Origin of the sequence: Chryseobacterium sp. ISL-6, from assembly GCF_018613715.1 — a bacterium.
Classification (GTDB): Bacteria; Bacteroidota; Bacteroidia; order Flavobacteriales; family Weeksellaceae; genus Chryseobacterium; species Chryseobacterium paludis.
Genome location: NZ_JAGGPT010000009.1, coordinates 63284 through 78340 on the forward strand (window position 1 = coordinate 63284; position 15057 = coordinate 78340).

The window sequence follows — 15057 nt, forward strand, 5'->3', positions numbered from 1 at the left end:
TTTCAGTCAAAATGAAAAATATTATAAAATCACTAGTTGTTATAGGAGCCTTCGCACTTACTTCGTGTGAATCAAATCTTGATAAGATCAACGAAAACCCAAACGATCAGGCTACTATTGATCCTAAATCTCTTTTAACCTATGTTTCAAAATCGGCTTTTCAGGTAAACGGAGATAATATGTATGCATCAAGAATGTTGATCGGAATCGATGGTGAAAATTCATATCAATATATGAAATGGAATGATTCTTCTTTCGAAGCCTATACGGGTGGTCTTCTGAATACCGTAAAAATGATGCAGGAAGCGGAAAGGATCAATAATAAAAATTATATCGCTATAGGTAAGTTTTTAAGAGCCTATTATTTTTTTAATCTAAGCTTAAAATCCGGAAGTATTCCTTATTCTGAGGCAGTAAAAGGAGAATCAGGAATTACCCAGCCTAAATATGACAGTCAGGAATCTGTAATGTCAGGGATTTTAACAGAGTTGAAAGAAGCGAATGATCTTATTAATACCACTGATAAGATTGAAGGTGATATTATTTATAACGGTGATGCAATGAAATGGAAGAAATTAATCAATTCTTTCCGATTGAAAATTTTAATTACACTTTCAAAAAAGACAAGCGTTGGAAACTATACGATTGCAACAGAATTCGCCTCGATTGCAGGAAGCCAGCCATTAATGTCTTCCATTGCTGATAATGGGGAGTTAAAGTTTGCAGACGTTGCTGACAGCAGATATACCATGTTCAATAACAGTGGTTATGGTTCAAGTTTGTATATGGCAGATTATTTTATTAATCTTTTTAAAACCAGACAAGATCCCCGTTTGTTCACTTTCGCAGCTCAAACTACGTCAGCTAAGGAAGCAGGAAAACCGGTTACCGATTTTACAGGATACAATGGTGGAAATCCTACCTCACCTTATTCTGATAATGCCGCATTGGTTGCTGCGAAAAATATTTCTAAGATCAATGACCGTTTCTATAAAGATCCAACAAACGAACCTTCTTCGGTATTAAGCTATCCTGAATTAGAATTCATTTTAGCAGAAGCTACAGCAAGAGGATGGATTTCAGGATCTGCAAAAACTCACTATGAAAATGCTATCAAAGGTAGTTTTAGTTTCTACCAAACCTATGTAAAGAATCCGAATCTTTATTTTGCAGGTTTTAATGTAAATAATTATTTAACGACTTCTTTAGTTTCTTATGATAATTCAGCTTCGTTAGCCAGTCAACTGGAAAAAATTATGACTCAGAAATACATGACGATGTTTCATCAGTCACAATGGACATCTTATTATGATTATCTGAGAACTGGTTTTCCTAATTATCCTTTACAAACCGGAGTTTCTGCGCCTTTACGATTCAGATACCCACAGACAGAGTACAATTACAACAGTGTAAATCTGAAAGCTGCACTGGCCGCACAATATGGAGGAACTGATAATATCAATTCTAAACCTTGGTGGTTACAATAACAATTTAACATTTTAATCTACATAAAAGAAATCGCAGGAAATATTATCTTGCGGTTTCTTTCTTATTATAATTCAACATGAACAGAAAAGAATTTTTAGCAAAGTCAGGGCTTTTATTAGCAGGTCTTGGAACTTCAAGTGTTTTACATCCTTCAATTTTAAAAGCATTAGCTATTGAACCTGCTGCTTTATCTACATTTTATGATGCCGAACATGTCGTTATTTTGATGCAGGAAAATCGTTCATTTGACCATGCTTTTGGTTCATTAAAGGGTGTAAGGGGATTTCTTGATAAAAAAGCTTTCGTAAAACAGGATGGACATTCTGTTTTCTTTCAGAAGGGTAATGATGGAAAATATGCTTCCCCTGCCCGTTTGGATCTAAGAAACACAAAATCTACATGGATGAGCTCACTACCACATTCGTGGTCGGATCAACAAAAGGCTTTTAATAAAGGAAAATATGACCAATGGTTACAATCAAAAGCTTCAGGAAATAAAGATTATAAAAATATCCCACTTACTTTAGGATATTATAATCGTGAGGATCTCCCGTTTTATTATCAGTTGGCAGATGCGTTTACGATATTTGATCAATATTTCTGTTCTTCCCTTACGGGTACTACTCCGAACAGACTTTTTCATTGGTCGGGAACTCTTAGAGAGCAGCAAAATGGTAAAGTAAAAGCTAATGTTTATAATGAAAATATAGATTATGATAAAAACCATCAGGCAAGATGGAAAAGTTTTCCGGAAATATTAGAAGAACAAAATGTCTCATGGAAAATATATCAGAATGAAATCAGTCTGCCAAAAGGAATGTCCGGAGAACAGGAAGCATGGCTGAGTAATTTTACAGATAATCCTATAGAATGGTTTTCAGTATTTAATGTAAAGTTTTCCGAAGGATATTATAAAAATATTCCAAATGTTATTAATTATCTGAAGCAGGAAATTGAAAAGAATCCCAGCCATAAAGAAAGATTAGAAGATCTGATCACAGAGCTTCAGGAAGATCTGGTTAAATATCATCCGGATAATTATTCAAAATTATCTCAAAAAGAAAAAAACCTCCATGAAAAAGCATTTACAACCAATTCCGGAGATCCAAATTTTTGGAATTTAGAAATTGGAAATGATGAACATGGTGAAAGATTGGTAGTACCAAAAGGAGATGTACTATTTCAGTTCCGCAAAGATGTTGAGGAGAAAAAACTGCCACTGGTTTCATGGCTTGTAGCTCCAGAACATTTTTCCGATCATCCCGGATCACCATGGTATGGAGCGTGGTATATTTCAGAAGTTTTAAATATTCTTACCAAGGATCCTGAAACGTGGAAGAAAACCATTTTTATTATCAATTATGACGAAAATGATGGATATTTTGATCATGTTTTACCTTTTGCTCCACCATTAAATCCAAGTCAACCTGTCGATATGAATGGAAAAGAAGGGGTAGATTATGTCAATAAAAATCAAGACTACATGGCTGACCGTAAATTAAAAGACCATGAGCGTATTGAAGGAACAGTTGGTCTGGGTTATAGAGTTCCTATGATCATTGCATCTCCATGGACGAAAGGGGGATTTGTAAACTCAGAAGTTTCAGACCATACTTCTGTCTTACAGTTTCTGGAAAAATTTATTAATAAAAAATTAAATAAAAATGCCACAGTAGAAAACATTAGTGATTGGAGGCGGGCAATTTGTGGAGATTTAACTTCAGCTTTTAATTCTTCAAATATTAAAGCACCACAGATGGATTATTTAAATCAAAAAGAATATGCAAAAACCATCAATGCGGCCAAAAACAAACCTGTTCCAAATTTGAAGTGGCATTCAGAAAATGAGCTTAACAGCAGTTTATTGGAAATTCAGGAAAGAGGAACAAGACCTTCCAATGCATTACCGTACAACTTTATTGTTAATCTAGATGGTGATCAAATTAAAATGCAGAACTTGAGGGAAACCGGAATTCCTTTATTGATCTATGACAGATCAAAACTAGATAGTGAAAGCTATTACTTTTCATATGCTCTTTATTCAAAACAGGAATTATCACATTCTTTAAATCTGGATCACTATAATTACGAAGTTTTTGGTCCAAATGGTTTTTATAGAAATTTTAAAGGAGATCAACAACCTGGATTTGAAATACATTTATTAAATGATACGAGGAATAATGAAGTTCAGTTACTTTTCAAAAAACATATAAAAGAAAGTATTTCTGTTATAATAAATGATATGTACGAGAAGAATCAAAGAAAAATTATTTTAAATAAAGCTCAGGAAACGATCATCATAAATCTTAATAAAAATAAAGGCTGGTATGACTTGAAAATAACCGAAAATGATCATATCTGGCAATTTTCGGGCAGAATAGAAACGGGAAAAACATCGATCTCTGATCCTCATTGGATGTAATAATATACATTTAAATAAAACTTAAGCCTTACCTTATTTGTGTAAGGCTTTTTTGTGGGCTACCAAATAATTTTCGTTCCTACATAGATCAAATAATAAAAATTTAGGCATTATTCTTGATGCCATTAAAATATTAAATCCAAGCTATGTGAGTAAATATATACTATGCAACGCATACTGGAAAGTAAATTGCTATAATTATTAAAAAATTAAAATTTTCATTGTTTATCTTAATTTCACTAACTTCACTTAAAATTAACTATAACTAACTATCATGAAAAAATTTAAGTTTACATTATCACTTGCTTTAATTGCCCTTGCAATTTCGGCTAATTTAAGTGCACAAGACACTAACACTGACAATCACACCATCTCGGTTACGATTCCCGAAGTTGCGCTAGTAGATATTGAGCCTGCAGCTACAAAAAACATTACTTTAGGTTTTACGGCTCCAACAGAAGCAGGGTTACCAATCATTCCGGCCACTTCAAACAATACACTTTGGTTAAACTATTCCTCAATTAAATCAGTTGCAGATGCTACCCGTAATGTTTCTGTAAAATTAAATGCCGTAATTCCAGGAATAGACATCCATGTTACAGCTGCGGCTGCTGCAGGAGCAGGTGCCGGAACATTAGGGACACCATCAGCACAATTAACTTTGAGTGCAGCAGATCAAACAATTATTTCAGGCATTGGCAGTGCGTATACAGGAGATGGAGCTAACAACGGACATAATCTCACCTATGCTTTAGCAGCAGGAAGTGGTCCTGGTGGAGTTGCAAATTATGCTGATCTTCAAGCAACAGCTACTGCTGTCGCTACAGTGACCTATACCATTTCGGATAATTAGAAGCTAAAAATCTTATATAATTAGTAAGAAGAGATCATACAGATTATTTCTTCTTACTATTTTGTTGCCGTGTTTTAATATCAAAACTTTACATAATTATGATAAAGCGTATTTTCATTTTTACATATCTTCTTTTACCACTTGTATTTTTACACGCGAGTATTGTAATTCTTAATGGTCTTACTCATAACTATAAAGTAGAAAACGGGCAGGTTTATAAAGGAAAAATTGCAATAGAAAATACAGATAATAAACCTCAGAACATAAAAATATTCTTACAGGATTTTACCTATCAGGCAAATGGAACTATAAGTTATACTGCACCCCATACGAATGAGAAGACCAATTCGGATTGGATCAAACTTAATACGAATTACCTTAGTCTAAAAGCCAAAGAAAAAACAGAGGTATATTATGAGATTACTGTACCTGACAAAATTTCCGAGGCTGGCAGCTACTGGAGTGTCATCATCGTAGAACCAGTAGATGATATAAAACCAAGTAATAATAGTGCAGGAGTCAATATAACGTCTATTGTTCGATATGCCATTCAGGTGATTACCGATTATGATTCTGAGAAGTTAAGACCTGACCTTAAATTCGAAACAGTGAAAATTGATAAGGAAGAAGGTAAACAATTATTAAAAATTGCAATTGCTAATAAAGGGAAAATTTATTGCAAACCAACAGCATCTATTGAGATATACAATAGAAAAAATGGACAAAAAATAGGCAATTTCTCAAGCCAGGCGATGGGATTATTACCAAGCACATCGAAATCCTTTTACATTGATATCAGTAAAGTTCCACCTGATAAATATAATGCCGTCGTCATCGCAACAGATGAAGACGAAAATGCTTTCGCCCTCAATGTGGAACTAGAAGTAAAAAATGATTAAAATTTGGGCTTTATATCTCTTCATACTCCTCCCAGTACTTACTTTTTCTCAAAAACAACCTAAAGAATTTGTCAGCAAAAAAGATAGTCTACTTCCGGGAACGGCTACTTCTGTTTCGTTTACTTTAGAAAATAAAACTTTAATAAACAAGACTTATGATATTCGTATTGAAACTTCCAATCCATATATCAGACCTATTTTAAATAGAAATGAATTGACAATCCCTGCGGAAGAAAATACGGTGTACATTGTTCCTTTAAGAATTGCAACTGAAACTCCAAAAGGAGTATATAATGTAAGATTATATGGAACAGAAAAAAGTGATGGTGAACAATTCATCAAAACACTGGAAATAGAAGTTGTTGGAAATAGAAAACTTTCCCTTACCGCAATAAATTCTCCAGAGTTTGTAAAAGCAGGTGAAACCATTACCTCTTCTTTTTTATTAAAAAATAGTGGAAATGTAGCCGAGAAGCTCATACTTGAAAGTAAAAATGCTGTTGTGGATCATGAAGCTTCCTTACTTTTACCACCCGGTGAAACTAAAATAATTAACATCACTAAAAATACAAATCCTGATCTGGGAAAAAATGAATATCAAAATCTCAATCTTTCTGTATATTCAATAGACAATCCCAAGGAAAATCAAACCGCTTATAGCAGTACCAAAATTATTTCTGTTAAACCTACTGAAGACGATATATATCACCGGTTACCTGTTTCAGCTTCTTTAGCTTTTATAGGAATGAAAAACAGAGGGATTTATCATGATGGTTTTCAAGGAGAATTATATGGTAAAGGTACCCTAGATAAAGAAAATAAAGGAATACTAGAATTCCATGCAGTATCTTCGAATCCTGTTGAATTTAACTCTTTTACCCAATATGAAGAATATTTTATTAATTACAGACGTGATAATCTCTTTGCTCATTTGGGAGATAAAACTTATTCTTCATCTTATCTTACAGAGTTTGCCAGATATGGCCGTGGTGCAGAATTACAGTATAATTTCAAAAAAATAAGTATTGGTGGCTTTTATAACCATCCAAGATTCTTCCGTGATATTAAAGATGAATTTAATGTTTATTCAAAATTTAAAATCAATAAAGAATCAGAAATTACAGCAGGATATTTATATAAAATACCAAGAACCGGAGACGTCAAATTAAGTTTAAATGATGTCAGATTAGATTCTAATGCTCATCTTCCTTATGTAACAGGGAAATTCAAACTTGATAAGCATCTGGATGTATCCGGAGAACTGGCCTACAGCAAAACAGATAATACAGACGGTACTGCTTACATGGTGCAGGTTTTGGCTAGCTATGAAAAGTTTAACGGAAATATCATGTATATGAGAGCGAGTCCTCAATTTTCCGGATATTTCACAAATACAAGTACTTTCAACGGGAATTTGCAGTATAAGGTATCAAGAAGGCTCGGTGTATTTGGAAACTATGTACAGGATGCCAGAAATTTTCAAAGAGATACTCTATTTTTAGCCGCGCCTTACAGGAAATTCTTTCAGTATGGTATCAACTACAAATACATGAAGACTGGTACTATAATGCTTTATAATGGATATCAAAGATATCAGGATCGTTTGGAACCAAGGCAATTTGATTATTATGAGAGATTTTTCAGGGTAAGCATCGACCAACAAATTGGTATTTTTCAGGTAAACCTTCAGGGGCAATTCGGAAAAACAGAAAATTATCTTAGTGAATTTAGCGGAAATTCCAGTTTTTATACTTTTAATTTAGGTTTTGAAAAATTTAAAACTTCCTTTAATGTATTTGGAAGCTATGCTGTAACTTCTCGTTATCAGCTACAAAATCAAGATCAATTTTATTATGGGGCCCGTATTATCAGCCGGTTTTCTTCAAAAACTGATCTTAGCATTTTTTACCAGAACAATTATATTCCAGAAGAATATTTTACCGATCGAAATCTTTTTGAAGTTCTTGTTCATCAACGGATCTTTCCCGGACATGAATTAGATGCCTCTGGACGGTACGCTTTACAACGGGGAGAGCTAGGAAACAAAGATTTTATATTCTCAGTTCGCTATACTTGGCGTCTGAATGTTCCAGTTCAAAAAACAGCTGAATACACTACTTTATCAGGAAACATAGGTAATCTTGGTGTAAAAAAAACAGAGGGCATAAGACTTATGATGGGGAACTATCTTTCTATGACTGATAAAAATGGCAATTATATATTTAAAAATGTAACCCCAGGAGATTACATAATAGAAATAGATCGATCAACAACAGGGATAAACGACATTGCTGATATTAGTATTCCTGCATCGGTATTGCTGAACAATAAAGAGAATATTTTTAACTTCGGATTGACGACTGCCGCAAACATTCAGGGACATATAGAATTGACAGAAAAACAGGAAAGCAATCAATTCAGTTTTGCTAATTTTCAACCTAAAAAGGAAAAAAAGAAGCGGGAAAGCATTATAATAGAAGCATCAAATGGAGAACAGACTTATCGTAAAATAGGATTTATAGGTGAGAATTTCGATTTTACTTATTTACGACCGGGAGACTGGACTGTAAAGATATATCGTAATGGATTGGATAGACGTTTTAAAATTTCAATGGACACTTTTCGTTTTGCCTTAAAAGCTTCTGAAACTAAAAAGTTAACCATTAATGTTATGAAACAACAAACTGAAGTAAAATATCAGCAGGAAAGTATTAAAGTAGGCTATAATGAAATAAAAAAACAAAAATGAGATCAGTTGTTCCCCACATATTATCCATAATTTTCTGTATACTATCCGGTAAACTGTTTTCACAAATTAATGTTGCGACTACATTACCCATTGTCACTTTATTGGATATAGAACCTACAGGCAATATTGTTTTAAGCTTCGTTGCTCCCACCCAGGCAGGATTATCTATAGTAAATCCTGCGGTCAATACAACCAAATGGATTAATTATACTTCTGCGATAGCATCAGGAGGCGCTACAAGAAGAGTTACTGCGTCAGTTAATCAGGTCATTCCTGGTATCAATATCAGATTACAGGCTGCTGCAGCCTCAGGTGCAGGCGGCGGCACTTTGGGAACTCCTTCGGCTCAGGTTACACTTACAACGACACCGATTACTATAATCAGTGGAATTGGTGGAGCATTTACAGGAAATGGAGCTAATAATGGTCATAGGCTTACCATTACCTTAGTGACTAATACATATGCCAACCTATCAGCTCGTACCAATACACCAGTCGTTATCACCTATACGATCACCGAATAAAATGAATGAAATGAAATATAATAATGATTTTTTGAAAAAAAAGATTTCTTTTATAAATAATATATCTATTTTCTTCTTGATACTGGCAGGTGGCTTTTGTAAAGGACAATCATTAACTGTAGGAGGAAGTAACTGGACAGTAAGTATTCCATCTATAACCGAAGCAGGAAGCAATTATGCAGGTAGTTATGAAAGTGCAGCCAATCAAATTCTATTGGCAGCAAGTGTTCCTTTGCTGCTGGGCAGTGCAAAGGTATCTGTACATTATATAGCAAATCCAACATGGAACAGTTCCTTAGGACTAAATATTAAAAGAACAGGAAATGGTACAACCGTTTGTTTATTATGTACTATAACTGGAGGAACTACTTATCAGGCTCTAACAATTACTGATGTAGAATTATTTAGAATTGCAGCAGTACTAGCACTCGCATCTTATAGTAATATTCCTATACAATTACAGCTAACAGGTGTATCAGTAACAGTACCTGCGGCGGCTTATGGCAGTAGGGTGGTTTTTACTATAGGTTCTCTTTAATCTTAAAATGAAAACCTCAATCTTATCGAATGAGGTTTTGCATATTTTATATTTTTAATGTTTTGCCCACCAGAGTGGAGTAAGTACAGCATCTTCTGCTCCCAACAGTTGCACTGCTTTTTGATAACCTTCTGGATCCGAATTTCTAAAACTACTAGGATATCTAAGTCTTTGTGGGAAATTCTTAAGAGAATTGGTCATAAAATTGCCTGTTGTAATGGCCGGTAAATTAACCAATGGAGTTTCAATAGCTGGATTTTCAAAAAATGGCAATCCCAATCTTCTATGGTCATTCCATGATTCCAAAGGAAGCCATGGCATATTAGCTAAATACTTTTGAGTAATGATTTTAGTTAATTTATCATTTTTAAAAGCTCCGTTTTTGTAAATAGTATTAACCGGGTAATTAATGGTAACTGAAACAAGATTATTGCTGGCAGGGTCTCTATATTTCATCGTATGAGTTGATCCCGGTTCTGTAATATGCCCATAAGCAACGGAAGTTCCATCTCTGTTGTAATCAGTAGAAGCAATATATTGTCCGTAGAACTGAGAAACACTATTATAGATAAAGCTATCTTGTATCCCTTTATTATAAGCTGCTTCATCATTCATTGGTGTAGCCCATCCTTTTAAGGCGGCTTCAGCAATTAAGAAATAAGATTCCCAGCTTGCAAAAAATATTCTTGAGTTGGTGCTCTCTCTATATTGCTTTCCCAAAGCAGGTGCACGACCAATTAATCCTCTTAATCCATTTCTTTGGCCTTTCTCAGCCCAGTTTCCTATTGCAAATGCATTCCAGGTATTTACAGCGTTTATAGTGATGGTTGTATTATTCGTAAATTGAAGATCCCCATAGTTTGTTTTAGCATCATTTGTATAGGTAGGATAAAGAGAATAAATAGGATTTGTAAAGTCTCCTGGAATATAAAATGTTTTAAACGCTCTTGGATCAATCTTATTTGGAATTCCATCCAGCCAATAGCCAGCAGAAGGATCATTGGTAAGTTTAGTAAATTGCTCATCATATTTTATTCCAATATAATCTGCATCTTTTATGGCACTGTGTTTATCTTGACTTAGCTGATCCATCGAATTAATCCCTCCTAACCCAATATATAAATTATTGAGCGTGCTTGATAACAATTGTGAATTCCACTCTCTAGACATTACCCCTGTTAAACCATCCCATCCAGGTTTTTCAGCAATCGTAAAATTATCGGAACTTACACTTATAAAATTATTGGATGCAATCGCAGCTTCAAATTCTGACTTTGCTTTAGTGGGTTCTACTTCAGATATTCTCATGGCAACTCTCATACGCAAGGAATTGGCATATTTTACCCATTGGTTCCATTTTAGTTTATATGCCATATCATACTTCGAAATATTATCAGCTGGAATGGGTTGATTAAGATCCATTTTTGCGACAGCATCTTTTAATTCATCTAAAATAAAATAATACACTTCTTTTTCAGAATTAAAGTTGGGATTAGTTCCCTGGAAAGCCAGAATAGGCTGTGGACCAAAATTATCTGAAAATTCGCTCATTAAGTAGGCTCTCCAAATACGGGCAACCTGGATTAGATTGTCATAATGGGGTAGCCCCTGTCCTGTCGCTTTTTTCTCATTAGCAATTTGAATTGTTGCATTAGCATTATTAAGCCATTGAGAAATATACTTCCAGTATTCTACTGTCCAAGAATCATTATCAGTTCCTCCGGCTATACCAGTACTTAGATGCTGTCTCGCCGCAGTTTTCCAATACAATACAAAAAGTCTCTCTGCAATATTAGGATCTTGCTGCGCACCAAGAATAGAGCTGTTCAGAAAGTACTCAGGTTGCACCTGATCAATATTTGCAGATAGTGGATCTGTATTAATTTCTTCAAAATCTTTACATCCGCAGAATGTAAGAAAAATCGATGCTAGAGCAGGAATTATATATTTTTTCATTTTTTTATGTTTATTAAAATCCTAATGTAATGGTAAATAAATATGATCTCATGGTTGGAAATGCAAAGTTTTCAAAGCCAACTGCATTGGAACTTATAGCAAATACTGATTCCGGATCTATGCCCTTTGACTTACTGTAAATCATCCAAACATTATTTGCTGTGAAAGCTACTTTAGCACTTTTAATTACAAATTTCTCAAACAAAGCTTTTGGAAAGTTATAAGAAAGTTGAATATTTCTAAGCCGGATATTAGTAGCATCATAAATATTCTGTTCCGTTATTCCCAAATTTCCAGTAGTAACAGCTGCCCAGTAATTCTGTTGTGTAATCTCCTTATTATTGGACATGTAGTTACCGTTCGTATCTACAACCACTCCGTCTACTATAAAATTATCACGTTTCCCTCCTGGCGCCGTATTTTCAGCTAGACCGCTCCTTTGTAATGCTGCTTGTGTTCCAGAAAAAAAATCGCCACCAATCCTCCCGTCTATCTGGAATGAAAGCCCAAAGTTTTTATAAATAAAACTATTGGTAAAACCAAATAGAGCTTTAGGAGATTGATTTCCCAAATAGAATAAGCCAGTCTCTTTTTGAGGAGCGCCATTCCCATCTACTATTAATTTACCATAATAGGGGCTATTGGCATCTTCTACACGTTTAAATTTTGAACCATATATTGCTCCATATCTTCTGCCTACTTCGGCAAATATGCTTATATCATCAAATCCACCAAGCGAATATTTCATGACTTCACCATCAATTTTATTAATTCTACTGGTCATTTGTGAAAAGTTTACACTCGTATTCCAAATAAAATTCTGATTCTTGATAACGTCTGTATTAAATACTATTTCAATTCCTTGATTTTGCAAACCTCCTGCATTGATCTTTTTTTTCTCATACCCTGAAAGAGGATTCATAGGTAAGTTGATTAGCTGATCAGTTGCTTTTGTATTGTAGTAACTTACATCCAACGAAATACGATTAAATAAACGCAGATCTAAACCAACCTCAAAGGTCTTAAGCTTTTCATTTCTCAAGTTTGGATCATAAAGGATCTTCTTTCGATCTGCTGTAACATTTCCATTCGGGTCTTTTTTTATTTCGAAAGTATTATATAGCTCATAGGCTTCCAGAGAATTTCCTGTAACAGCATAAGAAGCTCTTATTTTGGCAAAAGATAAAATATTAGATTTTGTTCCATTCAATTTTGTAAGCATATCTGTAACGACTAATGATGTGCTTATAGATGGGTAAAAATAGGATCTGTTTTCTATGCTGAGAGTAGATGACCAATCATTTCTTGCCGTTGCGTTAATAAACCAATATCCATCATAATTAATCTCTGCCGCTGCAAAAACTGAGTTAATTTTTTTATTTAAGATAACCTCCCTTATATCGGGATTTCCTACAGAATTATTGATATTAAAAAAATTGGGTGAAGTTAAATTAGGAGCAGAAAGATAAATAGCATTTGTTCTTGTCTCCATCATTTGACCATATACAGAAAGAGATCCGCCCCATTTACCAACAATATTATCTCTTTTTGCATTCAAACTCGTAATGTAGTTATTTTCATAAAACCTTTCCTGGCTTGTATTGTAAGAATTATTTAGTCTTGATCCAGTCCATGTTTTTGCATTGGCTGCTAAAGAATAATAATCTGTTCCTAGCCTCACATCAGCACTAAGCCAATCATTAAATTGATATTTTAGGTATCCACTTAGCAAAAATCTATCTTTCTTATCCTCATTAAGCTTGTTATAAGCCGCCCAATAAGGATTAATTCCATTATTTGTTATCCATCTTTGAGTAACATTATTTTGCATCATTCCTTCTTTATAATCTCTTATATCAATGTTTCTTGGCATTAATAGAACGTTCCCATAACTATTCCCATCCAAGCCACCTCCAGGACGATTATTCGCTTTGGTACTTATATACTGAATTTTTACATCAGTAGTCCATCTTTTCTGGGCTCCAAAATTGGAGTTCATTTTGGCCATGAAATTCCACCTTTCATATTTTGAGTTTGGTATCTGGCTATTATCATATAAATAGTTTCCAGACGTATATAGACTTGTGCCTTCTCCCAGGTTTTCCTGAAAACTAATAGTGTGCTGCGTATTTGTTCCAGTCTTAAAAAAACCTTTGAGGTTATCATAAACCTTCATATCAGTTCCTTCTATTGAAGGGCCCCAGCTATCCGTATTATCAAGGTTACTTGGGAGATTTGGAAGTCCATTACTTCCACGGGCAAAACTACTCTGTAAGTCGGGCTTCATAAATATTTTTTCAAAACCTAAACTAGTAGAATATGTAATACCAACACCCCCCTTCTTCTTTCCTGATTTAGTTGTTATCAAAATAACTCCATTTCCTGCCCTTGCTCCATATAAAGCAGATGCAGCTCCTCCTTTTAAAACAGAGATAGTTTCAATATCGTCAGGATTGATATCACTCAATCCATTTCCCATATCTGTATCAGGATTCCATAAGTCGTTATTCTTTGCCCCATCCTGACTCCGCCCTTTTACTCCAGCAGAATTATTAATGGGAATGCCATCTACAACTATTAATGGTTGGCTATCTCCTTCAAAAGAATTGAATCCTCTGATATTGATTCTAGATGATGAAGCAGGTCCAAATCCTCCTTTCACAACCTGAAGCCCTGCAACTTTACCTGCTAATGCATTTGTTACATTTGCTTCTTTAGCATCTACTAAAGTTTGCCCTTTAACATCCTGAAAAGAATATCCTAAAGACTTTTTCTCTTTCTTTACTCCATACGCAGTTACAACCACTTCATCAATTTTTGTTGTTTTAATTGAATCAGTAGTTTGAGCGCAAAGTTCATTGAAACAAAAGAATACAGATTGGAGTAATCCAATCTTAAATAGTGTTTTATTCATATTATATAAATGTGATGTAGCACAAACATAATATTTTAATACTATTTAACAAAATAATATTAAAAACTAAAAGAATAGATGCTGATAATCAAATAAAAAGAATAGAATAACAATAAAAAAACCAATTTGAATATGAAATAATATAGGGCTCAAAATATAAATATTCATATAAATTAATAAACAAAAACTCCCCATACCTTTTGATAGGTTGAGTTGTCAATCAAAATTAAGAAGAATAAACCAGTTTTAAAAAGTACTGATTATTGAAAGAATGGAAGGTTAATAGTTGAAAATTGAGGGTTGAAAGTTTACCAGCAGAGTTTTAAGTTTTGGCTAAAGCCGAGTGGATTTTGATTTATATGGAAGGTGGGCTTTAGCCCACCTCTATTGATAAAGCTATTATTTAAAAAGTAGTAGTAGTAGTAGTAGTAGTAGTAGTAGTAGGAGGAGGAGGAGGAGGTTCATTATTCATCATTCATCATTGATACTGGATTCTTTTTACATGATGTAGGTAACAAAAAAAAGTCTCATACAAACTAATGTATGAGACTTTTAAATAAAAACTGGCGGCGACCTACTCTCCCGCTTTCGCAGTACCATCGGCGCTGGTGGGCTTAACTTCTGTGTTCGGAATGGGAACAGGTGAGCCCCACCGCTAAAACCACCCTAAAGAAGGTATATAACGTAGAATGTACTTTGTATTAACGTAAAACC

Annotated in this window: 9 protein-coding genes and 1 rRNA gene; 7 read left to right on the forward strand and 3 right to left on the reverse strand. The window is 34.2% G+C overall.

The genetic code is table 11. The annotated features are described in order from the left end of the window. Positions 1 to 11: 11 nt before the first annotated feature. The 7 genes from J7E44_RS17925 (at position 12) to J7E44_RS17955 (ending at position 9473) form a co-directional block, all read left to right on the forward strand. On the forward strand, positions 12 to 1487 hold the full coding sequence (locus tag J7E44_RS17925; RefSeq protein WP_214831873.1) for a SusD/RagB family nutrient-binding outer membrane lipoprotein: 1476 nt from the start codon (positions 12 to 14) through the stop codon (positions 1485 to 1487). 77 nt (positions 1488 to 1564) lie between these two features. Continuing rightward, complete coding sequence (locus J7E44_RS17930) at positions 1565 to 3910, forward strand: phosphocholine-specific phospholipase C (protein ID WP_214831882.1); 2346 nt, start codon at positions 1565 to 1567, stop codon at positions 3908 to 3910. A gap of 274 nt (positions 3911 to 4184) precedes the next feature. After that, entirely contained in the window at positions 4185 to 4763 is a 579-nt protein-coding gene (locus J7E44_RS17935; protein ID WP_214831884.1) for a hypothetical protein, read from the forward strand. A gap of 98 nt (positions 4764 to 4861) precedes the next feature. Continuing rightward, a complete protein-coding gene (locus J7E44_RS17940; protein WP_214831886.1) occupies positions 4862 to 5662 on the forward strand; it encodes a WxL protein host-binding domain-containing protein in 801 nt (266 codons plus the stop codon). After that, positions 5655 to 8411 carry a COG1470 family protein gene (locus J7E44_RS17945; protein ID WP_214831888.1) on the forward strand — a complete coding sequence of 919 codons (2757 nt, stop codon included), beginning with the start codon at positions 5655 to 5657 and terminating at the stop codon, positions 8409 to 8411. The genes J7E44_RS17940 and J7E44_RS17945 overlap by 8 nt, the downstream gene beginning before the upstream one ends. Continuing rightward, entirely contained in the window at positions 8408 to 8935 is a 528-nt protein-coding gene (locus J7E44_RS17950; RefSeq protein ID WP_214831891.1) for a hypothetical protein, read from the forward strand. Before J7E44_RS17945 ends, J7E44_RS17950 begins: the two co-directional genes overlap by 4 nt. A gap of 76 nt (positions 8936 to 9011) precedes the next feature. After that, on the forward strand, positions 9012 to 9473 hold the full coding sequence (locus tag J7E44_RS17955; protein WP_251040619.1) for a hypothetical protein: 462 nt from the start codon (positions 9012 to 9014) through the stop codon (positions 9471 to 9473). 54 nt (positions 9474 to 9527) lie between these two features. Here J7E44_RS17955 and J7E44_RS17960 read toward each other — a convergent pair whose 3' ends face one another. The 3 genes from J7E44_RS17960 to rrf all read right to left on the reverse strand — a co-directional run bounded on the left by J7E44_RS17960 (position 9528) and on the right by rrf (position 15012). Further along, positions 9528 to 11429: a SusD/RagB family nutrient-binding outer membrane lipoprotein gene (locus J7E44_RS17960; protein ID WP_214831895.1), complete on the reverse strand. Its 1902-nt coding sequence runs from the start codon at positions 11427 to 11429 to the stop codon at positions 9528 to 9530. 13 nt (positions 11430 to 11442) lie between these two features. Further along, positions 11443 to 14343 carry a SusC/RagA family TonB-linked outer membrane protein gene (locus tag J7E44_RS17965; protein ID WP_214831902.1) on the reverse strand — a complete coding sequence of 967 codons (2901 nt, stop codon included), beginning with the start codon at positions 14341 to 14343 and terminating at the stop codon, positions 11443 to 11445. Between the two features lie 561 nt (positions 14344 to 14904). Beyond that, positions 14905 to 15012: ribosomal RNA gene (gene rrf / locus J7E44_RS17970) — 5S ribosomal RNA — on the reverse strand. Positions 15013 to 15057: the final 45 nt, after the last annotated feature.